27 protein-coding genes and 4 pseudogenes are annotated in these 26,493 nt (G+C 70.0%); 15 read left to right on the forward strand and 16 right to left on the reverse strand.

Annotation, left to right across the window (positions count from 1 at the left end; translation table 11 throughout):
• The first annotated feature begins 75 nt into the window (after window positions 1-75).
• Window positions 76-576 carry a type II toxin-antitoxin system Phd/YefM family antitoxin gene (locus IE260_RS36570; protein WP_189879950.1) on the forward strand — a complete coding sequence of 167 codons (501 nt, stop codon included), beginning with the start codon at window positions 76-78 and terminating at the stop codon, window positions 574-576.
• A gap of 25 nt (window positions 577-601) precedes the next feature.
• Here the strand turns inward: IE260_RS36570 and IE260_RS36575 are convergent, their stop codons facing one another.
• The gene (locus IE260_RS36575) at window positions 602-1,051 is read right to left on the reverse strand and encodes a carboxymuconolactone decarboxylase family protein (RefSeq protein WP_189879952.1); all 450 of its coding nucleotides are present in this window, start codon (window positions 1,049-1,051) and stop codon (window positions 602-604) included.
• 83 nt (window positions 1,052-1,134) lie between these two features.
• Between IE260_RS36575 and IE260_RS36580 the strand changes: the two genes are divergently transcribed.
• A complete protein-coding gene (locus tag IE260_RS36580; RefSeq protein ID WP_189879954.1) occupies window positions 1,135-2,013 on the forward strand; it encodes a sigma-70 family RNA polymerase sigma factor in 879 nt (292 codons plus the stop codon).
• A 334-nt stretch (window positions 2,014-2,347) separates the two neighbouring features.
• Here IE260_RS36580 and IE260_RS36585 read toward each other — a convergent pair whose 3' ends face one another.
• On the reverse strand, window positions 2,348-3,250 hold the full coding sequence (locus IE260_RS36585; RefSeq protein WP_189879956.1) for a LysR family transcriptional regulator: 903 nt from the start codon (window positions 3,248-3,250) through the stop codon (window positions 2,348-2,350).
• Window positions 3,251-3,576: 326 nt separating this feature from the next.
• Between IE260_RS36585 and IE260_RS36590 the strand changes: the two genes are divergently transcribed.
• The 4 genes from IE260_RS36590 to IE260_RS36605 all read left to right on the forward strand — a co-directional run bounded on the left by IE260_RS36590 (window position 3,577) and on the right by IE260_RS36605 (window position 6,827).
• Window positions 3,577-4,197: a LysE family translocator gene (locus IE260_RS36590; RefSeq protein ID WP_189879957.1), complete on the forward strand. Its 621-nt coding sequence runs from the start codon at window positions 3,577-3,579 to the stop codon at window positions 4,195-4,197.
• 247 nt (window positions 4,198-4,444) lie between these two features.
• A complete protein-coding gene (locus tag IE260_RS36595) occupies window positions 4,445-5,317 on the forward strand; it encodes a trypsin-like serine protease (RefSeq protein WP_229881671.1) in 873 nt (290 codons plus the stop codon).
• 280 nt (window positions 5,318-5,597) lie between these two features.
• Window positions 5,598-6,038, forward strand: coding sequence for an OsmC family protein (locus IE260_RS36600; protein ID WP_189879961.1), 441 nt, complete (start codon window positions 5,598-5,600; stop codon window positions 6,036-6,038).
• A 171-nt stretch (window positions 6,039-6,209) separates the two neighbouring features.
• Window positions 6,210-6,827: a TOPRIM nucleotidyl transferase/hydrolase domain-containing protein gene (locus IE260_RS36605; RefSeq protein WP_189879963.1), complete on the forward strand. Its 618-nt coding sequence runs from the start codon at window positions 6,210-6,212 to the stop codon at window positions 6,825-6,827.
• 165 nt (window positions 6,828-6,992) lie between these two features.
• Here IE260_RS36605 and IE260_RS36610 read toward each other — a convergent pair whose 3' ends face one another.
• The gene (locus IE260_RS36610) at window positions 6,993-8,387 is read right to left on the reverse strand and encodes an MFS transporter (protein WP_268255002.1); all 1,395 of its coding nucleotides are present in this window, start codon (window positions 8,385-8,387) and stop codon (window positions 6,993-6,995) included.
• A gap of 105 nt (window positions 8,388-8,492) precedes the next feature.
• Here IE260_RS36610 and IE260_RS36615 point away from each other — a divergent pair, with 105 nt between their 5' ends.
• A complete protein-coding gene (locus IE260_RS36615) occupies window positions 8,493-9,101 on the forward strand; it encodes a TetR/AcrR family transcriptional regulator (RefSeq protein ID WP_189879965.1) in 609 nt (202 codons plus the stop codon).
• A gap of 100 nt (window positions 9,102-9,201) precedes the next feature.
• Here IE260_RS36615 and IE260_RS36620 read toward each other — a convergent pair whose 3' ends face one another.
• Window positions 9,202-9,678, reverse strand: a complete 477-nt coding sequence (locus tag IE260_RS36620; RefSeq protein ID WP_229881672.1) for a MarR family winged helix-turn-helix transcriptional regulator — start codon at window positions 9,676-9,678, stop codon at window positions 9,202-9,204.
• A gap of 97 nt (window positions 9,679-9,775) precedes the next feature.
• Between IE260_RS36620 and IE260_RS36625 the strand changes: the two genes are divergently transcribed.
• Entirely contained in the window at window positions 9,776-10,864 is a 1,089-nt protein-coding gene (locus tag IE260_RS36625; protein WP_189879969.1) for an epoxide hydrolase family protein, read from the forward strand.
• A 10-nt stretch (window positions 10,865-10,874) separates the two neighbouring features.
• Here the strand turns inward: IE260_RS36625 and IE260_RS43260 are convergent.
• Window positions 10,875-11,054 (reverse strand): annotated as a pseudogene (locus tag IE260_RS43260) (transcriptional regulator); the annotation flags it as partial.
• A gap of 96 nt (window positions 11,055-11,150) precedes the next feature.
• Between IE260_RS43260 and IE260_RS36635 the strand changes: the two are divergent.
• Window positions 11,151-11,615: pseudogene (locus IE260_RS36635) on the forward strand (dienelactone hydrolase family protein); the annotation flags it as partial.
• A gap of 143 nt (window positions 11,616-11,758) precedes the next feature.
• Here IE260_RS36635 and IE260_RS36640 read toward each other — a convergent pair.
• The 3 genes from IE260_RS36640 to IE260_RS36650 form a co-directional block, all read right to left on the reverse strand.
• The gene (locus tag IE260_RS36640; protein ID WP_189879971.1) at window positions 11,759-12,421 is read right to left on the reverse strand and encodes a DUF4097 family beta strand repeat-containing protein; all 663 of its coding nucleotides are present in this window, start codon (window positions 12,419-12,421) and stop codon (window positions 11,759-11,761) included.
• Window positions 12,422-12,556: 135 nt separating this feature from the next.
• Window positions 12,557-12,829 (reverse strand): hypothetical protein, encoded by a 273-nt coding sequence (locus tag IE260_RS36645; RefSeq protein WP_189879973.1) that lies wholly within the window; start codon window positions 12,827-12,829, stop codon window positions 12,557-12,559.
• Window positions 12,826-13,176: an ArsR/SmtB family transcription factor gene (locus IE260_RS36650; protein ID WP_189879975.1), complete on the reverse strand. Its 351-nt coding sequence runs from the start codon at window positions 13,174-13,176 to the stop codon at window positions 12,826-12,828. The genes IE260_RS36645 and IE260_RS36650 overlap by 4 nt, the downstream gene beginning before the upstream one ends.
• A gap of 537 nt (window positions 13,177-13,713) precedes the next feature.
• On the opposite strand from IE260_RS36650, the gene IE260_RS36655 reads away from it, so the two are divergent.
• Entirely contained in the window at window positions 13,714-14,184 is a 471-nt protein-coding gene (locus IE260_RS36655; RefSeq protein ID WP_189879977.1) for a hypothetical protein, read from the forward strand.
• Window positions 14,185-14,429: 245 nt separating this feature from the next.
• Here the strand turns inward: IE260_RS36655 and IE260_RS36660 are convergent, their stop codons facing one another.
• A complete protein-coding gene (locus tag IE260_RS36660; RefSeq protein ID WP_189879978.1) occupies window positions 14,430-14,972 on the reverse strand; it encodes a GNAT family N-acetyltransferase in 543 nt (180 codons plus the stop codon).
• Between the two features lie 325 nt (window positions 14,973-15,297).
• Between IE260_RS36660 and IE260_RS36665 the strand changes: the two genes are divergently transcribed.
• On the forward strand, window positions 15,298-16,485 hold the full coding sequence (locus IE260_RS36665) for a hypothetical protein (protein ID WP_189879980.1): 1,188 nt from the start codon (window positions 15,298-15,300) through the stop codon (window positions 16,483-16,485).
• A gap of 28 nt (window positions 16,486-16,513) precedes the next feature.
• On the opposite strand, the gene IE260_RS36670 is transcribed toward IE260_RS36665, so the two are convergent.
• The gene (locus tag IE260_RS36670; RefSeq protein WP_189880009.1) at window positions 16,514-17,383 is read right to left on the reverse strand and encodes an EamA family transporter; all 870 of its coding nucleotides are present in this window, start codon (window positions 17,381-17,383) and stop codon (window positions 16,514-16,516) included.
• A gap of 89 nt (window positions 17,384-17,472) precedes the next feature.
• Between IE260_RS36670 and IE260_RS36675 the strand changes: the two genes are divergently transcribed.
• Entirely contained in the window at window positions 17,473-18,327 is an 855-nt protein-coding gene (locus IE260_RS36675) for a LysR family transcriptional regulator (protein WP_189879982.1), read from the forward strand.
• Window positions 18,328-18,330: 3 nt separating this feature from the next.
• Here the strand turns inward: IE260_RS36675 and IE260_RS36680 are convergent, their stop codons facing one another.
• From IE260_RS36680 to IE260_RS42235, 5 genes and pseudogenes are all read right to left on the reverse strand, one after another.
• Complete coding sequence (locus tag IE260_RS36680; RefSeq protein WP_189879984.1) at window positions 18,331-18,615, reverse strand: DUF1876 domain-containing protein; 285 nt, start codon at window positions 18,613-18,615, stop codon at window positions 18,331-18,333.
• A gap of 600 nt (window positions 18,616-19,215) precedes the next feature.
• Window positions 19,216-21,525: a hypothetical protein gene (locus IE260_RS36685; protein WP_189879986.1), complete on the reverse strand. Its 2,310-nt coding sequence runs from the start codon at window positions 21,523-21,525 to the stop codon at window positions 19,216-19,218.
• 119 nt (window positions 21,526-21,644) lie between these two features.
• On the reverse strand, window positions 21,645-23,303 hold the full coding sequence (locus IE260_RS36690) for a hypothetical protein (protein ID WP_189879988.1): 1,659 nt from the start codon (window positions 23,301-23,303) through the stop codon (window positions 21,645-21,647).
• A gap of 247 nt (window positions 23,304-23,550) precedes the next feature.
• Window positions 23,551-24,009, reverse strand: a complete 459-nt coding sequence (locus IE260_RS36695) for a hypothetical protein (protein ID WP_189879990.1) — start codon at window positions 24,007-24,009, stop codon at window positions 23,551-23,553.
• A gap of 389 nt (window positions 24,010-24,398) precedes the next feature.
• A pseudogene (locus IE260_RS42235) lies at window positions 24,399-24,634 on the reverse strand (enolase C-terminal domain-like protein); the annotation flags it as partial.
• Window positions 24,635-24,829: 195 nt separating this feature from the next.
• Between IE260_RS42235 and IE260_RS36700 the strand changes: the two are divergent.
• The gene (locus tag IE260_RS36700; protein ID WP_189879992.1) at window positions 24,830-25,129 is read left to right on the forward strand and encodes a hypothetical protein; all 300 of its coding nucleotides are present in this window, start codon (window positions 24,830-24,832) and stop codon (window positions 25,127-25,129) included.
• A 48-nt stretch (window positions 25,130-25,177) separates the two neighbouring features.
• Here IE260_RS36700 and IE260_RS36705 read toward each other — a convergent pair.
• Window positions 25,178-25,827, reverse strand: a pseudogene (locus IE260_RS36705) (FMN-dependent NADH-azoreductase).
• 133 nt (window positions 25,828-25,960) lie between these two features.
• On the opposite strand from IE260_RS36705, the gene IE260_RS36710 reads away from it, so the two are divergent.
• Window positions 25,961-26,353: a winged helix-turn-helix transcriptional regulator gene (locus tag IE260_RS36710; protein WP_189879994.1), complete on the forward strand. Its 393-nt coding sequence runs from the start codon at window positions 25,961-25,963 to the stop codon at window positions 26,351-26,353.
• 22 nt (window positions 26,354-26,375) lie between these two features.
• Window positions 26,376-26,493, forward strand: a 118-nt coding sequence (locus IE260_RS36715; RefSeq protein ID WP_189879996.1) for a transposase, incomplete at its 3' end; no start/stop codon positions are given.

Below are 26,493 nucleotides of genomic sequence, written 5' to 3' on the forward strand. Positions count from 1 at the left end.
CTTCCGGCCGCGGGGACGCCAGTACAGCAGATACCGACTGTGAGTTGGTTCCTTGGGCATATAGCGTCCTGCTCCATGGATGATGTGAAGATCGTCGTCGAGCGTCGGTACGCACCGGATCCGATCGATTACGAGCGTCTCGTCTCGTTGGTCGAGTCCACCGGCGAACGCGTCGTGCTCACCGACGCGGACGTGCCGGTGAGCGTGCTGTTCCCGGCGGGGGTGGTGGCCGAGTTGGAGCACTGGGCCCGCGCCGACCACCCGACACCCGCACCGATACAGCAGGGTCCGGAAGAGGACGACGCGAGCGAGACGTCGTGGGATGTCGGCCGGCTTCGGATCGAGCCGTTGGCCCGCCCGCAGGAGCACGGGCCCTATACCCGGTACGTGCGCGCCGATGGCAGACGCGTCAGCTTCGCCCGGGGTGGGACAGTGGTGGCCGTGCAGCTGACCGCCGACGAGGCGGCGTGGCTCGAGGGTCGAGCCACCCGAGCGCGCCAGGGTTTCATGGACCCGAAGCAGGCAGCGGCGTTCGAAGAGTTCCTGGCCCGACAGCCTTCGGCCGGAGAGCAGTGACCTCGTGGAACGACGCCCGCCCATCTCACCAGGTCTTACCGGCCTGTTCCCGGACCGTGCGATTGATCCGGTTGAAGAAGTTGGTCATCGCGATTTCCAGGACGATCGCGCCCGATTGGGACTCGGTGAAGTGGTCGACGGCGGCGTCCCAAATTTCGTCGGTCACGCCCGGCGCGCCGTCCTGGATCCGGGTGGCGGCCTCGGTCAGCGCGAGTGCCGCCCGCTCCGCATCGGTGAAGAAGGGTGTCTCGCGCCACGCGACCGCGTTGTGCAGCCGCTCCTCGGTCTCCCCGGCCTTCTTCGCCGATGCGATCGAGGCGTGGACGCACGGGCTGCAGCCGTTGATCTGGCTGGCTCGCAGGTGGACCAGCGACAGCAGGCGCTGGTCGACGCCTCCGGCGGCAATCACCTTGTGGAGGTGCTGGATCGCGGTGATCAGGTCGGGGTTCATCGCGCTCTTGATGCGTGCTTCCATCGGTCCTGCTCCTTCATCGGTTACCTGCGCCCGTCCGGGCCCGTCATCACCCATGACGGAGCGAAGCGGAGGAAGGTAACGACATGTCCGACACCAGCCCCACGGACCTGATGGGCGAGGCGTTCGAGTCGCAGCGCGGCCGCCTGCTCGCGGTCGCCTACCGCATGCTCGGATCGCACGCCGATGCCGAGGACGTGGTCCAGGAGGCCTGGCTGCGGCTCTCCCGCCAGGACACGGCGACCATCGACAACCTCGCCGGCTGGCTGACCACGGTGGTGGGCCGGATCAGCCTGGACGCCCTGAGATCGCGCCGCGCCCGGCTCGAGGCGTCGTACGACGACCGCCTGCCCGAGCTCGTGGTGTTGCTCGACGACGGTTCCGCTCCCGAGGACGACGCGGTGCTCGCCGACTCCGTGGGGCTCGCGCTCCTGGTCGTCCTCGACTCGCTCGGGCCTGGCGAGCGGTTGGCGTTCGTGCTGCACGACCTGTTCGCGGTGCCGTTCGACGAGATCGGCAAGATCCTCGGCAGGTCCACCGCTGCCGCCAAGATGCTCGCCAGCCGCGCCCGCAGGAAGGTGCGGGCGACCGAGCGGCCGGCAGGCGTCGAACGGAAGCAGCACGAGGTGGTCCAAGCTTTCCTGGCGGCGGCTCGCCGCGGCGACTTCCAGGAGTTGTTGCGGGTGCTCGACCCCGAGGTGAAACTGACCGTCGAGACCCCCGCCGGCGTGGTCGTGACTCTCGGTGCCACCAAGGTCGCCGGCGGCGCGCAGCTGGCCGCCGGCGCAGCCACACTGGGGCGGGCGGCGCTCGTCAACGGCCTGCCGGGAGTCATCTCCTGGTGCGAGGACGGCGCTCCGCTGTCGGTCCTCGCGTTCCACGTCGTCGACGGCCGGATCACCGACATCACGGCCGTGGTCGACCCGGCCAAGCTCGCGCTGATGGACCTTCCGGCTCCGGCATGAGCCACAGCCCAGGCAGTCGCCAACAACGCGAACAGCCAAGGTGCATCACTCAGTTGTGGTTCGTGGTGCTGGTCGCCGTCCTGGACGACCCCGCCGGGGACGGCCACCTGGCGACCGTCCACCACCGACCTGACGGGCCACCGCCGGGCACCGCTGCCGCAGAGGCGGGCCGTGGCCCAGCCGACTTCCTCGGGGTACCATTCCACTTCGCCTCCCCGGACGTTCCCGACGACCAGGCCCCGCGTTGGCCGACCGGACCGGTGTCGGCCCGAAGGCCCGCGAGCGGAACCATCTCGGTGTCCCGTATACAACCTTCCACCGTCACTTCACCGATCTAGGTGACCGCGCGGCGGAGGGCGTCGCGGCATGCGAGGACGGCGGGGTGCCGACTGCGGCCTCGGCGCACGACGGTGAAGATACGGCGCGTGCGCTGACCGCGGGGGAGTTGCCTCAGGGTGACGGTCGGGGGCTGTCCGCTCCAGACGAGGTCGGGGAGAAAGGCCACGGCGTGTTCCTGCTCGACGAGGCGCTGGTGCAGCAGGAGGTCGGTGGTCTCGAACCGTACGTCGGGTTCGAAGCCGGCGTTGCGGCACAGGGCCATGGCCCAGTGCCGGGCGGGTGTGCCTTCGGGTTCCATCACCCAGGGGTGGTCGGCGAGTGAGCGCAGTGCCGCCGTCGGGCCGTCGGCGTGCGATGCGCCGGCCGACTTCGGCAGGGCGAGATGCAGGGGGTCGTCGAACAGGTCCTCCTGTTCGAGTTCGGTGGGCCGCGGGTTGGGGTTGCCGGGGTATTCCTCGGCGAGGACGAGGTCGAAGTCGCGGGCTTGGAGAGCGGGCAGGGCCCTTTCCGGTTCCATGTGCCTGACGTGGACGCGCAGTTGCGGGTGCTGGTTGCGCAGCAGGCCGAGCGCGGTCGGAACGAGGGCGAGGGCGGCTGTCTGGAACGAGGCGATGCGCAGTGTGCCGGTCAGGTCGGTCAGGGAGGCGGTGATGTCCGCTTCCGCGCGTTCCAGGCGTTCGAGGACCGCTTCGGTGTGGGCGACGAGGATCTCGGCCTGCTCGGTCAGCCGTACCCGCCGCCCGACCGGCTCGAGGAGCGGGACGCCGACCTCGGCCTCCAGCTGGGAGAGCTGCTGGGAAACGGATGAGGGGGCGTAGGAGAGAGCGGCAGCGACGGCCGCCAGGGTGCCGCGGTGCTTGAGTTCTCGGAGCAGGCGCAGCCGGTGCAGATCGAACATGGAAAGCCCGCTCTCCTCGCCCTCGCGGACCGATGCCTGAATCGTCGGCTTTTCCGATGAGTATAGGTCGGAAACATTCGCTGGACCGGTCGTACGGATGCAGTGGACCCTCATCATGTGTCTGCCAGCGCTTCAGCCCCCCGTACTCTGCCGTGGCTGCTGTACCCCGATGCCCGTGCCCGGCGGCTTCTCGGCGTCTCCTCGGGGCCCCGCGGTGCCGCGGCGCTCGCCGGTCCGCGCGCGGCGCTCACCGGCGTGGGCGCCGACGAACGCAGCCCGGCACCACGTCCGTTGCCCACCAGTTCGACCGGAAGGGGGGCGGCAGCGTGCTGACCCACTTCGTCGCCGCACTCGGTGTGCTCGGCCTGCTGACCATCGTCCCCGGCCCGGACATGGCGGTGGTGACCCGGCGCGCCGTCGCGGGCGGGCCCCGGGACGGCCTGTGGACGGTGGCCGGCATCGCGAGCGGGCTGCTGGTCTGGGGCGTGCTGACCGTGGCCGGGCTCGCGGCCGTGCTGGCCGCCTCGCCCGTGGCGTACCTGGTCGTCAAGCTTCTGGGCGCGACCTACCTGGTCTTCCTGGGCGTACAGGCGCTGCGGCACAACCGCGAGGCGGCCTCCGCGGTGACCGACACCGACGCCCGGTTCCCCGCCGGGAACCCGTGGCGGACCGGCCTGATCGGCAACGTGCTCAATCCGAAGATCGCGGTCTTCTACACCGGCCTCCTGCCCACCCTGGCCCCGGCCGGAATGCCGGCTGCCTGGGCCATGACACTTCTCGTCCTCCTCCATGCCGCCCTCACCCTCGGCTGGCTGAGCAGCTATGTGCTCCTGCTGTCCAAGGCGGGGCCGGTACTCGACAGGCCGCGGGTCCGCCGCGCTCTCGGACGGACCACCGGCGTCGCACTGATCGGTTTCGGCCTCGCGGTCGCGGTCACCGCCGGCTGATCGGTTCGTGCCATTACCTCGTCCTTGCGATGCGTCACCGTTACCGACACCGCCGGATCGAGATGGACCACGTACGGGGCCGGGCCGGGCCGAGCCGCGCCGACCTCCGGGCGCCCATGCCCGCCTGCGTACAGCCGGCCACGCCGGTTCCCGGTTCGTGGTCTTGCCGCAGACGATCACAGGCGCTTCAATGCACCCACCCCCCACAGGAGGAACGCCCGATCCAAACCCAGCGAAGGGGTTCTTCTTGACCGCCATACGCGCCACCGCCGTGACCGCGGCCGCCTGCGCCACCGTGCTCGCCATTGCGTCGCCCTCGTCCGCGATCAACTCCTACAACGCGACCCCCGCCCCCGAACGCACCGAGGTCGGCGCCCTCGTGGCCACCTGGGACGACGACGGCGATCCGGCCACCCCGGACCGCGTCGACTGGGTCTGCTCCGGCACGATGGTCGACGCGGACACATTCCTGACGGCTGCTCACTGCACCACGGACTGGCCGGACAACGTACGGTTCCACGTCTCTCTCGACCAGGACGTCCAGGCCGGACTGGACGCCGCCGCGAGGAAATACCCGGGTGACCCCGCGGCCCAGGCGAAAGCCGTCGCCGTCCAGGGCACGGCCCACAGCCACCCCGGCTACCCGGGCCCCGCCGCCGACACGCACGACATTTCCGTCGTCGAACTCCCCGCCGCGCAGATGAGGTCACGCTGGTCCTTCACCCCGGCCGCCCTGCCGACCGCCGACCAGCTCGGGGCGCTCGGACCGCAGAAGCTCAACTCCATCGACTGGGTCGTCGCCGGATACGGCACCCAGGAGGCCGTGAACGGTCCGGGCGGCCACACCCACCCGGGTGGCGGTGTCCGGATGAAGGCACCGGTGACCTTCGACGCCCTCAACGACGCCTGGGTGCGCCTCGCCATGACCGCACCGCAGGGCAACGGCGGCGCCTGTTACGGCGACTCGGGCGGACCCAACTTCGCCGTCATCGGCGGCAAGCGCATCCTCGCGGCGACGACCATCACCGGCGACAGCCCGTGCTACGCCACCAATGTCACGTACCGGCTGGACACTCCGGGAGCGCGCGCCTTCCTCTCGCCGTTCGTGCGACTGCCGTAACCCGCGGAGCGCACGGGCCGGGTGGTGCCGGTGGCGGGCTGTGCTGCCGGCACCACCCGGGCGTACGTTGGGTCAGCCCGGATGAGCAGCGCACTCAGGGGGTCAGCCCGGATGCACGGCGCCGTCGCTCGCCACCGCGGAACCGGGCAAGGGCCCGCCGGGCCTGCACAGGGACATCCGCGACACATCCGCCGGGCGGCGCGGCCGAGGCGCGGCGAAACACCGGCACGAGTGCCACTGCGACCGTGATCACGTCGGTCCGTGGCACTACTGTCGACGCATGAGCGAAGACTCCAAGCGTTCCGTGGTCGTCGAGCGAACCAGTACCGGCCACTTCGTCGCCACCAATGCCCGCGGCGGAACGATCCACTTCGGTACCGCCTCCGACGACGGTCGGAGCACCGAATTCACCCCCGTCGAGCTGTTGCTCGCCGCGATCGGTGGCTGCACGGCCGCGGACGTCGACGTCGCCGTCAGCCGCCACGTCGAGCCCGCCGAGTTCTCGCTCTCGGTGAGGGGCGACAAGATCAGCGACGAACTGGGCAACCGCATGACGAACCTCACGGTCGCCTTCAGCGTCGCCTTCCCGGACGGTGAGGGCGCGGAACGCGCCCGCGCGATTCTTCCCCGCGCGGTGAAGACATCTCACGATCGTCTCTGCACGGTCAGCCGCACGGTCGAGACCGGCACGCCCGTCACCGTGACGATCAAGGACGCCTGACCGGCGAACGCCGCCGGCGCGGCCCGGACGATCGGATCGGTGACGCCGCGCACTGCCCACCGCACCGACACCGGCCGGGACGCACCTGCCGTCCAGCCGCCGGAGCCGGCGCGTTCACGCAATACGAATTTCGCATGCGCTGCCGTCGGTGGACGTAGCAGACTGCCCGGCATGGCCGACATGCGCATGTTCCGGGACGAGGTCACAGGCTGGGCGGGCAGTGGCTCGGGTGGGCCGGCGAGGGAGCTGGCGGAGCAATTGGGGGTGCACACGGCAGTTCTGCTGGAAGGGCTGAGCGATCTCGCGGCCGTCGAGGCGCTGGCCGCGGGGCGGGGCCGTGACCTGGCCGCCGAGGGGGTGTGCGTGGTGTCGATGGGCGGGGCGATGAGCGTCGGCCGCTACGCAACGCTTCTCGGGCCGTCCGGTCTCGGCCTGCGCCTGATCGGCCTGTGCGACGAGCGCGAGAAGCCCTTCTTCGACAGGGGCCTCAACTCGGCCCGGGCACCGCGCCCCGGCGTCTTCGTCTGCAACGCGGACCTGGAGGACGAGCTCATCCGTGCGCTGGGTCCGGCGCGGGTCGAGCAGATCGTCCAGGCCGAGGACGAGCTGCGCGCCTGGCAGACCTTCACGCGGCAGCCCGCCCAACGCGGCCGGCCCCGGCACCAGCAGTTGCGGCGCTTCATCGGCACGAAGAAGGGCCGCAAGATCCGCTACGGCCGCCTCCTGGTCGAAGCCCTCGCCCCCGACCAGGTGCCGACCCCGCTGGACGACCTCCTCGCCGGCCTCTGACGGGCCGTCCGCGCGGGCGGCCCGCCTGGGCTGACGAGCTCGCGCATGGTGTCTGGTGAGACGTCCAGTGCGGGATCGTCGATCATGACGGCGTCGCGGTCGGCTTCCGGCTCTCGTCAGCGCGGCGGCTCGGAGGCACTGCCGGGCCCGCACCCGCTGGCCGGCTTACTCGTGCGTGGACGGGATCAGCCACATGGCGACGACGGCGGAGACCGCGGCCACGCCCGTCGCGACGAGGAACGCGTCGTCGAAGCCGGACACCGTGGCACCGGTGTGGGCGGTGATGCCGGCGGCCGCGGCGCTGGAGACGGCTGCGGCACCGGCCGAGGCGCCGAACTCGTGGAAGGTGCTGACGATTCCGGAGGTCACGCCGGCTTCGTGAGGGGCGACGCTGCCGAGCGCGGTGGCCGAGGCGACGACGAACAGGGCACCCAGTCCGGCCGCGGCGATGCTCACGCCGGTGACCATGGCGGTGGTACCGGACCAGATGACCGGCACGATGAATCCGGCGGCCGCGACGAGCAGGGCCGCCACAGCCAGGGACCGGGCCCCGATGAAGCCGATCACGCGGCCGGCGGCGGTCGCGGCTGCCATGGTCAGCAGCGCCACCGGCAGGAACAGCAGGCCGGTCGTCAGGGCACCGTGGCCTTGGTGGTTCTGGAGGTAGAAGGAACCGAGGAAGAAGACACCCACCATCAGAGCCGTGGCCACGGCGATCACGAAGATGCCCGCCACGACCGGGCGCCTCCCGAGCAGGCGGAGGTTCATCAGGGGTGCGGACGCCCGACGTTGCCAGGCGGCGAAGCCGGCGTACGCGGCGGCGGCGAAGGCGAGCAGGGACAGGGAAAGGGCGTTGAACCAGCCGTGGTCCCCGGCGCGGACCAACGCGTAGATGAGGGCACCGGTCGCCGCGGCGACCAGGGCGGCACCGGGCACGTCGAGGGAGCCGGCGGCCACACGGGGCAGGGTGGGCAGGATCCGGGCGAGGACGACGAGGACGACCAGGCCGACGGGGACGTTGATGAAGAACACCCAGGCCCAGCCCGGTCCGGCCGTGATCAGCCCGCCCAGCAGCACGCCGAGCGCGGCGCCCCCGCCGCCGAGCGCCGACCAGATGCCCAGTGCCCGATTGCGCTCGTCGCCGTCGAACAGCCGTACCACGACGGACAGAGCGGCGGGGGAGAGCATCGCCGCGCCCGCCCCCTGGGCGATCCGGGCCGTCAGCAGCAGGGGTGCGCCGGTGGCGAGTCCGGCGGCGAGGGATGCGGCGGTGAACAGGGCGAGTCCGGCCAGGACGATCCGTTTGGCGCCGAACAGGTCCGCGGCCCGGCCGCCGAGCAGCATCAGGCTGCCGAAGGTGAGGGCGTAGCCGCTGACCACCCACGTCAGGGCGGCACGGTCCAGCTCGAGTTCGGCACCCATGTCGGGAAGCGCGATCGCGACCACGGTGATGTCCAGGATCAGCATCAGCTGGGCCAGTCCGAGGAGGCCGAGGACCGGCCAGCGCCGCGGGTACGGCGCGCCCAATACGTGTGTGCTTGTGGTTTCTGTGCCGCTCACGATGCCCACCCCTCAATCAACAAGTCGTACAGGTGTGTTCAGGTTAGGCCAGCTGCAGCCGTAACACAAACAGCACTGTTCGGGTTGGTCGGCTAGGGTGAGGGCATGGGCAGCAAGAGCACCGCCAAACGCGCCGACGCCCTGCGGAGCATCGACGCGATCGTTCAGGCCGCGGCCGAGTGCCTGGGGCGCAACCCGGAGGCGAGCCTCAGTGAGATCGCGCGCGCCGCGGGGGTCGGCCGGGTGACGTTGTACGCGCATTTCGCCTCCCGGGCGGAGGTCGTCGATGCGGCGATGAGCCGAGCCATCGACCGGGGCAACGAGGCGTTGGACGCGGTCGATCTGACAGGGGATCCGCTGGTCGCGCTGGCGCGCTACGTCGAGGTGAGCTGGCACCTGGTGGACCAGGCGCGTGCTCTGCTCGTCGCCGCCCAGAGGGAGCTGCCTGCCGGGCGCATCCGTGAGCTGCACAGCGGCCCCGCCGCCCGCGTCGAGAGTCTGGTCGCCCGCGGCCGCGCCGAGCACGTCTTCCGTACGGACCTGCCGATCTCCTGGCTGGTCAATGTCCTGCACTCGGTCATGCACAGTGCCGCCGACGAGATCCGGGCCGGCCGTCTCACCTCCGATCGCGCCGCCGACCACATCACCGCAACGGTGCTCGCCGCCTTCACGCCGCCGGGGAAGCCGGTGCCGCAACCCGGCGCGGGGGCGTGAGGTCGAAGGGCCGGGGGGGCGGGGGGCGGGCGGTACGTGCGAGAACTGCCCGGGGCAGCCGTCGACGGTGGGGACGGGGCTCGGGATGGCGCAGGCAGGGCTATCGCGCGTCGTGCGGGCGCGGGTGCGGAGGGCGGTGGTGCTCGGTCAGGACGGTGAGCAGGCGGACGAGTGAGTCCTGCTGGCCGGGGGTGAGGGGGGCGAGGAGTTCGCGCTGTGCGTCGGCGATGAGTGCGTCGAGGCGCTCCAGGCGGCGGCGCCCGGTGGGGTTGAGGGTGATGACGTTGCGGCGGCGGTCGGCTGGGTCGGGTTCGCGGCGGATGCATCCGCCGTCGGCGAGCTCGTTGAGGACGGCGACCATGTCGCTGCGGTAGATGCCGGTACGGCGGCTGAGTTCGGCCTGGCTGGCCGCGCCGGCTTCGGCGAGCGCGACCAGCACGGCGAAGTGCCACTTGTGAGCGCCTTCGGCAGCCAGCCGTTCGCCGACGAGCCGGTCGGCGACGATTGCGGCGCCGGCGAGCAGGCGGCTGGGAATGGCGCGCAGCCGGGCCGGGGTGGGTTCGGGCGTCGAGCTCATGGGGGATTCTCCAGCCTCTTGTGTTAGTGGCATTAACAGTCTACCTTCGTTAGTGTCACGAACGTTTGGGCTCTGAACGAATCCGGGAGTGAAGACCGTGATCGAGCCGTTCCGCATCGACATCCCCCAGGCCGACCTCGATGACCTGACCGACCGTCTCCTCCGTACCCGTTGGCCCAACGAGGTCACAGACGCGGGATGGGACTACGGCTTCCCGCTGGCGCGTCTGAAGGAGCTGGCCGAGTACTGGCGCACTGGCTACGACTGGCGTGCGCAGGAGACCGAGCTCAACGAGCTTCCGCATTTCACCACCGAGATCGACGGCCAGAACATCCACTTCGTCCACGTCCGGTCCGCCAAGCCGGACGCGCTCGCGCTGATCCTCACCCATGGCTGGCCCGGTTCGTTCCTGGAGTTCCTCGACGTGATCGAGCCGCTGGCACAGGACTTCCACCTGGTGATTCCGTCCATCCCGGGTTACGGCTTCTCGGGACCGACCCATCAGCGCGGCTGGGACATCGTCCACATCGCGCGGGCCTGGGCCGAGCTCATGCGCCGCCTCGGGTACGAGCGCTACGGCGCGCAGGGCGGCGACTTCGGCTCGGGCATCTCCCTGGCGCTCGGTGCGGTGGCCTCCGAGCAGGTCGTCGGGGTCCACGTCAACTACCTGCCGACCCGCCCGGACCCGGCTGCCGGCATCCAACTGTCCGAAACGGATGAAGCCCGGCTCGACAAGGTCCGGCAGCTCATGGCGAATCGCCCGCCGTACCAGGCCCTGCAGGCCACCACCCCACAGACCATCGGCTACGCGCTGACCGACTCGCCGGTGGGTCAGCTGGCCTGGATCGCCGAGCGCTTCGCACAGTGGACCGACCCCCGCTCGACGATCAGCGACGACCGGATGCTCACCGACATCTCGCTGTACTGGCTGACGGCCACCGCGGCTTCCTCGGCGCGGCTGCACCGCGAGACGCCCCGGCGGATCGAGCCGTGCCCGGTGCCGGTGGGGGTGGCGGTGTTCCCGCACGACATCACGCAGTCGGTGCGCCCCCTCGCCGAGCGGCTGTACGACATCAGGCACTGGTCGGAGTTCGACCGAGGTGGTCACTTCGCCGCGATGGAGGTTCCGGAGCTCCTCGCCGAGGACGTCCGGGACTTCTTCCTCACCTGCATCAAGCACGGCTAGGCCGGGTCGTTTCGACGAAGCCGTGCGCGGCGAGCTGACGCAGGTGGTAGCTGGTGGCGCCACTGGGCTCACCCGGTTTCGCGGCCAGTTGGGACGCGATGGTTGCCCCGCTACGCCGGATGCGCCTTGGATGAAACGGACTGGGAGACCACCGAAGCCAGCGTTCAGGGCACCGACGACGAAGCGCCAAATGGCTGGTACGTACATCCCTTGGTCGGCACGAGCGCCACCCTGGAAGTCGTACTCGCTCAAGCCGTCGGCGGCGAGGAAGTGTCCGTCAGTGTAGGCCCGTGCCGACCTCCGGCGGGCGATGCAGGCCGGCGAGCCGGTCGACGAGATCCTGGAATCCTTCATCGGCCCGCTGGTCGAAAACGCGGTCCCGGAATGGCAGACCACTCTGGACGCCCTCCTCGAGCTGCCCGGGATCGACGGCCCGGTCGGGTACTCCGGGGGGTGGACCGCCCTCGGCATTCGGCTGGCGGTGGTCGAGCCGCGCATAGCGGCCGCAGGCTTCTTCGCCGGGGGGTACGTGCCCAGCGCCCAGCGCGAAGAGGCCCGGCAGGTCACCATCCCGCTGCTGTTCCTGCTGCAGTGGGACGACGAAGGGAACCCCCGGCAACGGGCCCTGGACCTGTTCGACGCCTTCGGCAGCAAGGAGAAGACGCTGCACGCCAATCCGGGAGGGCACACCGGCACGCCGTGGTTCGAATTGGAGGACGGGTGCCGGTTCTTGGACCGACACCTGAAGTGAGGCCGGGCCGTTTGGCGGTCAGCAGACGGTAGGCGGTGTCGGCCAGGATGCCGTCGTCGAGGACAGGTCCCGGCCCTCCTCGACGGCGGTGTCCGGCAGATGCCGCTGCACCGGTTGGACGCCGGCCGATTGCCATGCGGTCGTCAGTCGGCGGTGCCGACGGTGATGTTTCCGCCACCTGAGTACGCCTTGACCTTGTGCGCGGAGGACGGATCGCTGGCGATGCCAACCTCACGGTCGCCGCCGTCGGTCCTGGCATCCACCGCGTAAGTGCCTTCGGGCAGCCGCACCGTGATGTTGCCGCCCTCCGACTCGGCCTCGACCTGGCCAGGTGCCGCGGTGAAGGAGGTGTCGAGGTTGCCGCCGCCCGTGTGTGCGGAGAGCTTCTTCATGGCGGACTGTCTGATCCGGACGTTGCCACCGCCGGTATCCGCCTCCATGACCCCGGACAGTCCGCGTACGGAGATGTCGCCGCCGCCCGTCTCCACGGACACGATGGCGCCGCGCGGGACCGCCACGGTGTAGTCGACACTGTACTCGCTCGCGTCGCTCCGGGCGCAGCCGGTAGCGCTCAGTGAGAGCTCGCCCTTGCGCACGGAGTGTTCGGTGCGCGGCTTCTCGTCCGCGTACTCGACCCTCTCGGTGACGCTGACGCCGGAGCTGCTCGCGGCAACCACTTCGACGTTCCCGCCGTTCGTCCTGATGCGTAGGGACGTCACCTTCTCGTCGACCTCGTACTGCGACTCCTCCACTGTGGTCTTGCCGTTACAGGCCGTGAGTGCGGCGCCGGTGAGGGCGACGGACATGGTGACCAGGATTAGGCGTCCGGTCTTGTTTCTGGCGCACTTGGAGTGCATGGTTCTCCCCCGGTTTCGGTCGGAAGGGCGGGAGTACGGATGGCGGCGGGAACGCTTCCGGTACTCTCCGGTGCTCGGCCGCGGCTACTCGACTTCCTTGAGCGTGCGCTCCATGGACTCGACCCGCGATCGCATGTCGGCGAGCTGTGTCGAGATCTCCAAGAGCCTCTGGTCCGTCAATTCCTGTGTAGTCAGCGCCATTTCGGTGAGCCGACGGTATTCCTGCTCACGGGCGAGGACGGCCTCGGCACGCTGCGTCTTGCCGCGCTGGCGCAGGGCCACGATGATCACGGGCGTGAGCAGTAGCAGGCCGCCCAGCGTGAGGATGATGCCGTCCAGATCGTAGATGTGGTTCATCGTTCCCCCTTGGCCTGGCCGGCCTCGTCGTCGGTGGCGATGGTGATCGTCTCGGCGAGCGCGATGACGCTGCCTGGGGTCAGGTTCAAGGCGAAGGGCACGACTTCGTAGTACTTCATCGCCTTTCCGTCCTCCGAGACCTCCAGCGTGGAGGAGACCAGGCCGGCACTCTCCAGCTTGCGCAGGTGCACCTGCAGCAGGGCCCGGCTGATACGGAGCTCGCGAGCCAGTCGGCTCACGTAGTTGCGCTCCTTGGCCACGGCCGCGATGACACGCAGCCGATGCGGATTGGACAGAGCCGCAAGCACCTTCGTCAACTCGTCTCCGGTGAGATCAGAGAGGTTCATACGGACTCCTTGCTCCTGCCAAAAAAAGTTAGCAGGTGCCAGCGATGCGTACAACAAGATGGCTTGATCGGTGTGCAGGCATGACGGAAAACCACGTGCCCCCTCCGACGCATACACAAGGCCGAGGTGAGGGAGCGTCGATCGGGCCGGCCGATCGAGCGCACTCGACTCGAGACGGAGTCGGCGCGGGTCTTGTGGCCACTGAGGCTGACCGGTTCCGTCCACAGCTGCGGGAACGCCGTACGAGCGGCTGATCGGGCTCCGCCTGCGCCCAGTTGCTGCGCGTGATGCGGTCGCGCTGATCATTCCGACTGCGCGCCGTCGGATCGTGCCGCGAGGGCGGGTGCCACCGGGCGGTGGAAGCAGAAGTTTCCGCGACGCGCATGCCGACTGTCCGGGCGTACGGCGGACGGCCTCCTGACCAGCCCGGACAGGATCTGTGTGTCCGGGACACGAGCGAGCCCTTGCTGCTGTGATTTCCCATCACCAAAAATCCGACGCGAACGTCCGTCGGCCGAGGAACAAGGGGGAGACAGTATGAGGCTGCTCAAGGCGGCCGCGAGTGCGGGTGCGGGAGTCGCGGCCTGCACGCTCGTGGTCTTCGGAGCACAGCCGGCCCACGCGGTCACCTACAGCGTGGCCGCGTACAGCGCGAACGGGGCGAGTCACGGTGAGGGCGTGTATCGCTACACCCAACCCGGGGGAGAGTGCGGGTACTCCAGCTACCAGGCCGGCTTCAGTGGGTCCATCGCGGACGTGAGGCGGTTCGACACGTACGGGGCAGCGCTCAAGGTGACCTACCAGCGATGCACTGCCACCCCGTGGGGAAGTGCTCAGTGGGAGTACCACGAAGAGATCGTCGGCTACAACGGTCCGAGCGGGACATGGCCCGACCGGACCACGGTCAGCGAGACGTGGCAGGACGTCAAGGACGTGCACTTCTACACCTGCAACTGGAACCCGTCCACCGGAGGGGTGGGCACCTGTGCTCGGATGACGAAACAATGAGCGCTCTCATCGTGATCACCGATCGGGCGACGGAATCCTGACCTCAACGCACGAGGCTCCCGTGCCGCCGGGGGCGTCGAAGTCCCGGCCCACCGGCACAGGAGCCTCGTCGGTTCACTGTCCTGCGCCGGGTCAGCCGGTGAAGGACTCGGGGCCGAAGCGGCCCCACACCACGAAGACGGCCAGCACGAGGTAGATCGCATCACCAGCGATCGTGGCCCTCTCGCCCGGTGCAGTTGCCGCCGTCACCGAGTGGTCGTGACGTACTGGGCCGACGACAACTCGAAGACCCGTACTCGCCGACCGCCGGTGGGATTGACGGTCTCACGGACCGGACGCATCCCCAGTTTGGTCATGATCCTTTCGGAGGCGTCGTTGCCCACTTGAGTGATGCTGACGATCCGCTCCAGCCCTCGCTCCTCGAACCCGAACCGTACAGCGGCCGCAGCGGCCTCGGTGGCCAAGCCCTGCCCCCAGTGGGAACGTCCCAGCCGCCAGCCGACTTCAACTGCCGGCAGTACCTCCGGCAAGTACTCGGGCACCGAAAGGCCGGTGAACCCGGCCAGCTCGCCAGTGGACCGGATCTCCACGGCGAACAGGCCGAAGCCCTGTGTCTCCCACTCGCTCTCCCATGCCTGGATCCCGCCGCGAGTCTGCTGTTCGTCACGGACGCTGCCGTCACGGATCCACCGCATGACCTCGGGGTCGGCGTTGATGGCGGCCATGGGCGCAACGTCTTCCTCGCGCCAGCGACGCAGGATCAAACGGGGGGTCTCAAGCGTGACCATGCCATCATTCTGGATCACAGAATGGGCTCTCCGCCATCCTCACCAGGCCCTTTCGACACACGCCTAGGAGGGGCGGCGTCCACAAGGACACCCGCGCAGAAAATGCCGGTCGGCGGTGCGGCCGGACCGCGCCGTGGTTCAGGGCGCTGACGCTGCAGTCGAAGGAGTAGGACGCCCGTGTCCAGAGTCCAGGCGAGGCCGCCCTGGGCCGATGCTGCGGCAGGGACGTCGTGAGGCGAGCCGGTGGACGTCCCACGTGCACAAGTGTCAGGTGTCCGCGCAACGACGGTCTTGCGAGAGCCGGTTGGGTGCCGACAATAGCTGGATGACGTCGCCATCAACGATGTGGCGCTGGGAAAAATGGGGTACGGGCGGTGCCGTGGTCCTCAAACGGTCCTTGGCCTCGTACGCCGTCTCGCGCTTGGCTGGAGAGTTGGACCGGGACAAAGCCTCTTGGGCCGCCGGCATACTGGCCCGGATCGCGGCGAGCTCGTTGCAACCGGCCGCCGGCAAGGCCTTCGCAGCACTGTTGGAGGCATGTGACGATCCACGAGCGGCGGGGAACGTGATCCACCAGTGCCTGCTGCAGTGCGGCAGCGGCGAGGTCGATGACGACAGGAACTGGTCATCGGTCGCCGGGCCCCTGCTGCTCGGAGGATCGCCTCCGCGACTCATCCGGTTCCTCGACCATGAGCCGGTCGCGGACAAGCCGTGGAATCGACCAGAACGCATCGTCGATCACTTGATGATGTGCGTCTCCTTCAACTCGCCCCCTCGTCCTGATCTGAAGCGGTTCCTGTCCACCACGGATCAGCCGCTGATCCTGGAGAAGCTGGTGGAGCTGTGGCGTGATGACGCCTCCCTGCCCAACCGGATCGTGACGGACGTGGCCGTCGCGAATCCGCACATCGTGCCGCCGGACTCGGGCAAGAACGTGCTGTTGGCCGTGGCCAAGGACCAGCTGGACCTTCTCGATTTCACCCAGCCCGGCACCGTCGACGCCGTCGTCCGCGGTACTCGGCTGCCCCGGGCCGACCTGGCTGACAAGTACAGGCGGGTCCTGCGTGCACTGCCTCCAGGCGTGGCGCGGGAACGCGTGTGCGAGATCGCCGCGTTCCGGCTCACCGGAGCCGAAGAGGCCGTCGCGGCAGCGCTCGAGGCGGGGTACGCGCGTGAAGGGCAAGGCGAGCGCGTGGTCTTCTTCTACCTCACCGAGCAATGGGACCGTTACGACGCGCTCGATCCCGACGGCGAGCTGCTCTACGCCACCTATCTCGATGTGCACGAGTCCGCCGACCTCGGTGCCGGCAGCCTGACATGGAGCATCATCGAAACGGCCCGGCGTAACGGGAGACCGGACCCTGCGGTCCGGTACTTGGAGGAGAATCCGGTGTCGGACAGCGGGGAATCGAGCGGGTGGCGCGGATCGGTCGGCGGATACGGCAGCGACTACGGCAGCGGTGGTGACTATGGCGGCAGCGGTGGCTGGGCCGGCGGAAGCTTCCACGCGTGAGCGGCTGCCGCAATCCCTGACGGTTCGTTCAGGCGCGCCGAGCGAGGATGCTGAGGGTGTTGGCGGCCACGATGGCGCCGATGCTCGCCCATTCCGTCCAGCCCAGATTCTGATTCAAGCCGATCCAGCCGACGAGGGCGGCCAGGAGCGGATTGATACTCATGAAGAGCGCGAACGCTTGGGCGGGCACGTGGCGCAGGGTGAAAAGGTCGGCGAGGTAGGGCACTGCCGAGGAGAGCACACCGGCCGCGACGGCGTAACCGATGGCCGCGGCGGTCGGCGGCTGGTGCAGGGCGAGGACGATGCCGACCGGTAGGAACGTCAGTGCGGAGATCGCGGCCGCTGTGGCAGAGCCCTGCACACCTGGGATGCGGCGGCCGACGGAGCGGTTGAGGAGGATGTACGAGGCCCAGCAGCACGCTGCCAGCAGGCCCAGGCCCATTCCCACGTAGTCGGTCGAGGGCTGGGGCCGCATCAGGGTGACGACGCCGGCCGCGGCGATCACGGCGCAGAAGGCGTCGACGCGGCGACGTGCGGCGGCGAGCGCGATCGTGAGCGGGCCGAGGAACTCCAACGTGACCGCCAGGCCGAGGCCGATGCGGTCGATGGCGGTGTAGAGGGACAGGTTCATGGTCCCGAACACCACGGCGAGCCCCAGCACGGGCCGCCACTGGGCCCAGGTGAAGTCCCGCAGGCGAGGGCGGCCGACGGTGAGCAGGACGATCGCGGCGACGTACTGGCGGACCGCGACGACACCCACCGGGCCGAGAACGGGGAAGGCGAGTGAACCGATCGCGGCGCCGACCTGGTTCGAGAGACCACTGCCGGTCATAGTGATCACGCCGGCCAGCCGCCCACGATGCGGTACCGACCGTGAGGGGCCAGAAGCCACGGGCATCGTGGCCGGTGATCTGTGCATGACTCGATGGTGCGGCCCTGCGAAGCTTGCACAAAATGCGTCAGCAGCGGGATCTATACACTTCAGTCATGGATGTGGAGCTGCGGCAGTTGCGCTGCCTTGTCGCGATCGTCGACGAGGGCACTTTCACCGACGCCGCCGTCGCTCTGGGCGTCTCTCAAGCGGCGGTGTCCCGGACTCTGGCCTCACTCGAACGCGCCCTGGGGGTGCGGCTGCTTCGGCGCACCTCACGCGAGGTGACCCCGACCGCGACCGGGATGCGGGTGGTCGTCCAGGCGAGGCGGGTTCTCGGCGAGGTGAACGACCTGGTCCGCGAGGCTGCCTCCGGCCACAGCATCCTGCGGATCGGCTACGCCTGGTCGGCGGTCGGCCGCCACACCCCCGCATTCCAGCGCCGCTGGGCTCGGACCCACCCCGAAACGGATCTGCACCTGGTCCGCGTCAACTCCGCGACCGCCGGCCTGGCGGAGGGCACTTGCGACCTCTCGGTCGTCCGCAATTCCCTGGAGGACCGCCGTTTCGACGGGGCCATCGTCGGCCTGGAGCGGCGCCTGTGCGCCCTGTCCGCCGAGGACCCTCTGGCCGCACACCGGGAGCTGCGTCTGGCCGACCTCAGCGACCGCGTTCTGCTGATCGACCGGCGGACCGGCACCACCACTCCCGAGCTGTGGCCGCCAGGCTCCCGGCCGGTGACGGAGGAGACCCATGACGTCGACGACTGGCTGAACGTGATCTCCAGCGGGCGGTGTGTCGGCATGACGGCGGAGTCCACCGCGCACCAGTACCCCAGGCCCGGCGTCGTCTACCGGCCGGTCAGCGACGCCGAGCCCATCGCCGTACGTCTCACCTGGTGGCGGGACGACCCGCATCCCAAGACCCAGGCGGCGATCGAACTGCTCACCGCTCTGTACCGGGGTGACTGACGATCACAGGGGCCATCCGACGCTCTGACGGCTCGGCCGGGACGCACCCACGCCTTCGATGTCGCGCTCGGCGATGTTCAGCAGTTGCTGGGCGAGATTGCGCATGGCCCGGCCCGCCGCCAGTTCGTCGCCTATCTCCGGCACGTTCGTGTCCGCTGGGTGGCAGTGCGCGCTTCCGTGGCCGGTGAAGGCCGTGGTGCCCGTGTCCAGCACTGCGTGGGCCGTGGTCGTGCCCTCGTCGTCCTCGAAAAGATGGAGACGAATTTCCCATTCAGCCGCATGTGGCATCTGTCCGCTCCTTACCTCGGTAGGGACCATCGCTGTTCGACGGACGCGGCCCTCGGCGAGCATGTTCCGTCCCTCGGATGCCGCTCGCACCGTCCGGCGAGCGCAGGCCCGGCAGGGCACCAGACCCCTCCTCGGTCGGTGCGGGACCGAGGCGCAGGCGTTCGCCGACGAGGAGGCTGAACGCGGCCGGGCCGGTCATGCCCTCCCGCAGACAGGGCATGGTCATTGTCAGTTCGTACCGACCGGTGATCGTCGCATCGGACATGGACGTCGCCTCCCCGGCATCCGACGACTCCATTGTGGGCCTGGCACGGCGCTTCCACATGGGCGAGCGGTCCTCCCGAGGCGCCCGACGGCACGGGGTGCCGCTCCGTGCGGCCCGGACACGCGGACGCGGACGGGGCCTGCGGCCTCGACGTCGTCGGACAGCAGCGGTGCCAGGCCGAGTCGGCGCTCCGCACGGGTGAGCGAATGCCGGTCAGCGCCGCCGCCTGCAGCCACCGGCCCGCCGACCGGGCGTAGCCCTCGCGTGTCCTCGCGCCCCTCCGCCGTCGCGGCATCCGCGCCGTCATTCCTCAGCCCGCCGGTTGCGGACGTTTGTCAGCGCCGCCGTACTGTCGCCGGGCCGGCCGCCATGCCTTCCCATGCCCGCGTGAACAGCGTGGGCAGCGGGGCGGCGGGCACCGCAGCCATGTGTGACGTCGACCGGTGCTCCCTGGCCAGCGGCAGCAGACCGAGCTTCGACGCCTCGATCGGGAGGCGAGGTGGCTTCCGCTCCTGCCAGGCGCCCGGCAGGAAGAGGCAGCGGCCCGCTCGCGACCGGACGGCCCGCAGCACTCGGCCCGACGCGCCCAGCTCGGCCTCCGCTTCTTTGAAGCGGCTGGGCTTCCACCCGGTCCACGCCTTGACGTTACGGTCCGACGGGTCCGGCAGTGCCAGCAGCATCAGGTAGAGCGATGCGGCGTCTTCGCCCAGCCCGAAGGCCTTGGCGCACTCCTGGACGAGGTGCGGCACGGACCGTGCGGGGTCCTGCTCCCAGCCCGGGGGCCGCTCGCCGTCGGTGACCAGGTGCTCCCCGAGTGCGGCGAAGTCGTCGCTCAGCAGCAGCCGCAGGTCCGCGACGGCGGGCAGTCCGGAGGGGCTGGGCAGCCACTGGGAGGGCAGTACGGAGTCGAGATAGGTGTCCAGGGCGTCCAGCAGCGGATCATCGGGTCCCTTGAGCGCAGCAGGGTCCACCCGCAGATGACGCATGTCGTACGCCGCGTCGTCCACCTCCGTGACCGCAGGGTGAGCGGTGAGCGCATCGGTGGCGGGGGGCGGCCCCATCAGGTGGTTGCTCTGCAGTGAGAAGAGCGTGAGCGGGCCGGAGACCGGGGTCAGTTCCTTGCGCAGCCGGGAAATCGCCGCGCCGACCGCGGGGCGCAGTGGGTCGCCGGCCGGGGTGCGGTAGGCGAGCCAGGCGGCGATCCGCGGCAGGGCCGGCAGCTGCGGCTCGCCCACCAGGCCCGCGCGGTGGGGAGCCAGGCAGTGCGCCCCGGTGGCGAGCCGGCCGAGGAGGGCGGGCAGCCGCAAGTGGGGCCACCAGCCCCGGTCACCCCGGCGCCGCTGCCGGGCGAAGGCCGCCTCACCCTCGGGTGGGAGTGTCTCCTTGGAGGCGAGGGGCAGGAGCGCCGTGGGTACGGGCAAGGGGCTGCCCAGCTCCTCCAGCCACCACGCGGCGGCCCGGTCCACATCGGGGCCTGTGGCCCACAGCTGCTCGGGATCGTCGGGAAGGAGGTTGTCGTAGAGAGTCGTGAAGAACCGGGAGCCGAGCGCGTCGGCCAGTGCGGCAACCGCCTGTTCCGCCTCCTTCTGCCGGATCTTCCAGGGCTCCAGGTCGGCGGAGTAGTGGCCGGAGAGGTAGTCGTCCTCCTCGTCCAGCTGGTGAGGCGCGCAGGGGACGTGTGCGGTCAGCAGCGCGGTGGCCTCCGCCCGGGAGAGGCCCAGCCGCTCGGCGAAGGCTCCGGCGAGCTCCGGGCGGGCCGGTGCCGGGCCGTGCTTGCGGTACAGCTCGGCGAAGCGCGCGAACCAGCCGCCGGGACGCACAGGCCTCAGCACATGGGCACGCGTGAGCTTCACGCCCGCGGAAGCCAGTGGGCCGTCCTCGGAGAAGGAGCCGTCGGGGGAGTACTCCCACAGCGTCCGCTGGGGGTTTCTGCCCGCACTGGTCAGTACGAAGGCGACGGACGTGGGCGTCCGGAAGACCTTGCCGGGAAGCGGAGCGTTGATGTCGGTACGGTCCTCGGGAACCTCGCAGTGGACGATCCGCCAGTGGCCCGGCTCACCGGTGACGAAGGGATGGGCGGCGTACGTCATCAGCGACCGGGCCGCCGAGCCGTCGGCCCTCGAGGAGACGGCGCACAGGGCGAGTGCCGCGGCGCACGCGTGCGTGCGGCGGAACCGGCCGTCGCGGGGCATGCGGTCGAACGTGGTGGTCGCCTGCGCCAGGTCGCCTCCCCAGACGGCGGTGCGGTCCTTCGCGAGCCTCATCATCCGACGGCTCACCTGGTCCTCGGGCTCCTCCGGCCCCGCGCCGGCGGTCGGCGCCACGTCATCCTCGCCGGGGGTGAGGCGGCGGACCAGCCGCTCCAGTCCCGCACGGCAGTTGACGGCCATGACCAGGGAGCGGGCGGCCTGGCTGTGCATCGGCTCGCCCAGTTGCGGCAGCGCCTCAAGGATCGGCCCGCGATTGGGTCCCCGGACGCCCTCCCGCTCGACGTAGTAGGGCTGCAGCCTCCCCAACAACTCCTCCACGTCCGTACGCGAGACGGTGTCGGGCAGCTCCGCCATCAGCAGCGGCATCACGTCCACCGCCGCGAACTGCGCAGCCGCGTCCGTGTCCTTCAGGAGCAGGTCCACCGCCACGCCCACGTGCACGAGTCGGCCGAGCAGCAGGACCAGTTCCTCGAAGCCGACCCCCGCGCGCAGCTTCGCCCGTTCGCGGCCGAACCAGGCGCGGATCTCGCGTGCCCGATCGGATTGTCGAACAGCTACGGGATCCGCTCCCAGCCCTTGGTGTCGTGCGGCTGGTACCAGGAGTTGGACGCCAGGTCCCTGGTGGTCATCTCCACGTCGGCGCGCACCCGTGCCCGCAGCTCCCGGGCGAAGCGCTCGTCCGCCTGCAGGTGCTCCAGCTTCGGCCGACGGCTGAGCTGGACGTCGTACAGCTGCGACGGGCCCAGGAGCTCCGGAGGGTCGGCGACCGGGGCCCCGTGCTCCAGAAGCAGGTCGATCAGGTCGAGAGGCGTCTTGCCGTAGGCGTGCCGGCCGATTCGCCGATAACGGAACTCCACGGGCACACCGTCGGCCGCCAGCCTCGGCGCGATCCTCTCGGCGATCTCGTACATGACGGGCCAGGTGCCGTTCCCGTCACTGTTCGCCAGGACGCACGCGGACAGCCAGGCGGCGGCGTCGCCCACGGGCAGCCCCGGGACCTCACCGGCGAGCAGCGCCAGCGCCCCCGTGCGCTCCAGCAGCTCCCGCCACAGCCACGGGCTGTCGCCGAAACGGCGAGGACGCAGTCTCAGCACCTGGCGCACGGCCTCGGGGGCGTACGTGCCCAGCATGTCCACGGCCGGGCCCTTGAGGCAGTCGGCCCAGAACTTGTCGTCGGACAGCGCGACACCGCCGACCGCGAACATCTCCCCGAGCAATGTGGCCAGTTCCCTCTCGGGTTCGAGACCGGCGGCCTTGGCGAGCTTGCGCACGTCGACGGCCAACTGCGTGTACACCTCGGACGACGCCTTGACGCGGCGGATCACCACCGTGCGGAAGCGCGCGAGGTCCGCCTCGGTCGCCACTCCCTTGACGGCGAGCTCGCGAGCCCAGGCCCGCAGGGCCGTGGCGGAGAGCGCCCCGCCCTCGGCGTACGTGAGGTACCGGCCCACCAGCCACTCCTTGTCGACCTTGCGCGCGCGCACCCGCTCGGCGGTGCGGGCCCGCCCGAACCAGGCGGCGGCCGCCGGATGCTCGCTCTGCCGCAGCGCAAGGTCGGCCATCTCGTCGAGGAGCGTGATGAGCAGCGCGGGAGCCGACTCCTCCAGGCCCTGGAGGACGCCGTCGATGTCCGACTTGTAGACGAAACTCCACTGGATCGTGCGTTCTTGCAGGCGCAGGAGTGTCTCGGTTGCCGGCTCCTCGAAGCCGGGATGGGCGGCGATGACCCGCTCGGGGAAGGGAAGCGCACCGTCGGAGGGGTCAGGGATGCCGGTGGAGAAGCAGCCGTCCGGCTCCCAGTGCTGCCCGCGCATCAAGCGGTCGCGGTACGGGATCAGCTGTTCGGGAAGCAGCTGGGTCAGCGTGCGTCCGTCGAACCCGGTATAGGTACGGGCCCACAGACCGCCGTCACCCAGGTCGTCGGCGAGCTCGACGGACTCGGCCTCCAGAGCTTCCCGCCACAGCGGGTCCGCGTCGGCCAGGGCACGCGGCACGCTCACCCCGGCAGACGCCCACTCACCCGCCTGCGAGCGGCACGCCTCACGGTGCTTCCGCAGATGCGTCCGTGTTCCGAGCAGGGCGACGAGCCCAGCAGCACCCACGATCGGGTCGGGCAACTTTTTGAGCCTCCGCCCCTGCGGACTGCGGTAGACGACCTCCAGATCATCCGTCAGTTCGGCGGTGTACCCGCCCTTTTCCACACGCCTGCCCATGCGTCGGCCTTCCCCCGTCGTGCTGGTCGATGATCACACGCTACGCCGTGGCACTGACAATGCCGCTCCCCTGACAAGGCGGAGTACCGCAAGCAGATGCCGCTGACCTCGGACAACGATCTGAGCGACAGGTTCCGGTCGGTGGGTATCGGGTGTCGGCGAGGAACCCTGGCCGCGGCGCCGGGCATCTCAGTCGTGGCGGTCTTGTCCTACCTGGTGGTGACGCCGCGGAAGCCATTGAGTCGGTTCATTCAGCGTTCGACGGCGTTGCGTCCGCGGCAGACGGCCCGGGCGCCCCGGGGGTTGACGAGGTACCGCCGTCGTCCAGGCATGTCAGCGACATGACTACGGGTGCCTCAAGGCCCTGGGCCGGCTTGCCGGGCAGGCCGACCACGACCGTCCAATTGCCCTTCGTGAGGGTGAGCGTCTGGCTCCCCATGTCGGGACCGGCCTGCCAGCCATGCTCGGAACGGGCCCGGGCGAAGGCCGCCTTCAGCGCGGCGTCCACCGTCTCCGGCGCATGCCGTCCCGATAGCCGTTCGAAGCACCTCCCCAGGGTGTTCGATGGTTCCTTCTCCACCACGACGCCCTCCGCCGCCAGTACCGCCCCCATCTCCGACACCACCGTTTCCGCGGGCAGCGGCGGACCCGAGAAGCGCGGGGGAAGTGGGCCGAGGTCCGGGTGGGCGCAGGCCGTCGCCGTCATCAGTGCCGGTATGACGAGGCACGCCAGGGCTGTGCGCCTCTGTCGTCGTCGCACGTCGGTGTCCGTCCTCTCTCTGCCTCTGGACGACTGACCGTTCTGCCGTCCCGCTGATCTTGACAGACCACCGAACGGCGACTGCGTCTGGCGAGACGTGACCGGCCCCTGTCAGGCTCAGCCCTTCGTGGGTGCCGAACTCGGATGGGTCCCATCGCGGTGACCAAGCCACTCGTCTTCTTGCTCACCAGGCAGGGGGACGGTGCGGCGGCCGGCGTGGCGACGCAGTCCGCCGGCGGCTCGGGCGCGGGTGGGCGCGGCGCGCCGAGGGTTGCCTCGCCGTCGCGGCGGACGGCAAGGTGACGCGACCACGGGTCGGCTGTCTGCTCCGGTCGTCACCCCGCCGCGTACAGCGTCCGGGCGGCCGTGGTGAGACGGGCCAGGGCTTCCGGCAAGGGCTCGACGCCGATGCCGGGGCCTGTCGGTACGGGCAGGTGGCCGTCCTTCAGGACGAACGGCTCCGTGAGGTCTTCGGCGAAATACCGGCTCGACGCCGAGGTGTCACCGGGGAGCGTGAAGCCTGGCAGGGCTGCGAGTGCCAGGTTGGGGCGCGACCGATGCCCGTGCGGAGTCCTTGATGCCGACGGACACCCCGGCGAGCCCCTGCCCAGGCGTCCGTCTTGGGAACCGGGCCGTTGCGTCGGAGGGCTGTCCGGCCCGGCGTCACCTCGTTTGCGGATCTGGGCAGGCTGACAAGATCCCTAGCGCACGCTCCAGTATGAAGGTCCGGCCATCACGCGAGGTCGTCACCGGACAGGATGGGAACATGCCTGACGACGCGTGCACCAGCGAACCCGACAACCTTTCTCCAGAGTGGTCGGCAACGGTGTCCGCGCTCCCCGTGGGCACCCTCATCACCGGTCAGGTCATCGCACGGCGGCCCTTCGGGGTCTTCATTCGTATCGACCACGTACCCCGTGCGGTCGGCATGGCAGACATCGGCTCCATGCCGACCGGCGCGAGCCTTCCAGCGCTGGGAGATCGAGTCAGCGGCGAAGTCGTCTGGCACACCGATCACAACCATGAGGTGAGGATCAGACTCAGCGACTGGATCGATCACAGCTGACCGGGTCGGCGGTGCGTGCCCGGTCTGCCGGTCCGCCGAGGGGTGGCGTCAGGCCGCGGGGCGCTGCGCGACCTGCTTCGCAATTGCGGTGGCCTCCTCGAGGGCACGGTCACGGGATGCCTCGAACAGCGGGACCAGCTCGGCCGTCGCCGGGTTGTGCGGGGCCATGGTCAGCTCCGGAACGATGAAGTCGACCTCCAGGCCGAGCCCGTCGCCGAGGACGGCCGTGAGGTAGTTCTGCACGTACTCGAACGGCTCCCGCGGGGTGCCCGGCGCGTAGGATCCGCCCCGGCTGGCGACGACGGTCACCGGTGTGCTCTTGGCGGACGGGGCCTCGCCCGCGGTGCGGCCCATGAGGATCACGTCGTCCAGCCAGGCCTTGAGGGTCGAGGGGATCGCGAAGTTGTACATCGGGGCACTGATCAGCACGGCGTCGGCCTGCTCCAGCTCTTCGATGAGCCGTACGCGCTCGGCGAAGGCGGCTGCCTGCTCGGGCGTGTGCGAGGCCGGGTCGGCGAAGCCGGCGTGTGTGCCTCGGCGGTGATGTGCGGGACGGGTTGCGCCGCCAGGTCGTGGTAGACGACTGCGCCCTCGGGGTGCTGCTCCTGCCAGTGCGCGCGGAACGCCGCGGTCACGGCGCGCGACGCCGATGCCTCGTCCGGGAACACGGAGGAGTCGATGTGCAGCAGGACGGCCATGGGTGTCTCCAGAAGAACGGATGGGCAGCCCGACACCGGCGAGGGCGTGAGGCTGATGTTTCGTAGACAACTATCTATCAATTAGGAGCTTACTTTTTCTCACCCCCCTACGGTGGGGTAGTACCCTGATCACATGACGGCGGAGCAGAACCACGGCAGCGCGGCGTGCAAGCGGGTGGACGAGGGCATCACTCGCGTCTTCCAACTGCTCGGAAAGCGTTGGAGCGGGCCGATCGTGGCCGTCCTGGTGGAACAGCCCGCGCACTTCGCCGACCTGCGCCGGGCGGTCCCCGGCATCAGCGAGCGCATGCTGTCGGACCGGCTGGCGGAACTCGGCGCCGCCGGTCTCCTCCTGCGCGAGGTCGACGAGGGCCCGCCGCTGCGCGTCTCCTACCGGCTGACCGAGGCCGGGGCAGCCCTGGAGCCCGCGCTCAGGGAGCTGGCGCAGTGGGCGAAGACCCACCTGCCGGACGCCGGGCCGTGCACCGGGGCGCTCCCGGAGCGCCCGGGCGACGCGCCTGCCTAGGCACTGTCTGATAATTGATCTTGTGGTGGGTCGTGGTGAGTTGACGGATGCGGCGTGGGAGCGGATAGCGCCCCTGCTGCCTGGTGTTGACGGTCGTGGTCGTCCGTGGCGGGATCACCGGCAGGTGATCAACGGCGTGT

Origin of the sequence: Streptomyces viridiviolaceus, from assembly GCF_014650995.1 — a bacterium.
In the GTDB taxonomy this organism is placed as follows: domain Bacteria; phylum Actinomycetota; class Actinomycetes; order Streptomycetales; family Streptomycetaceae; genus Streptomyces; species Streptomyces viridiviolaceus.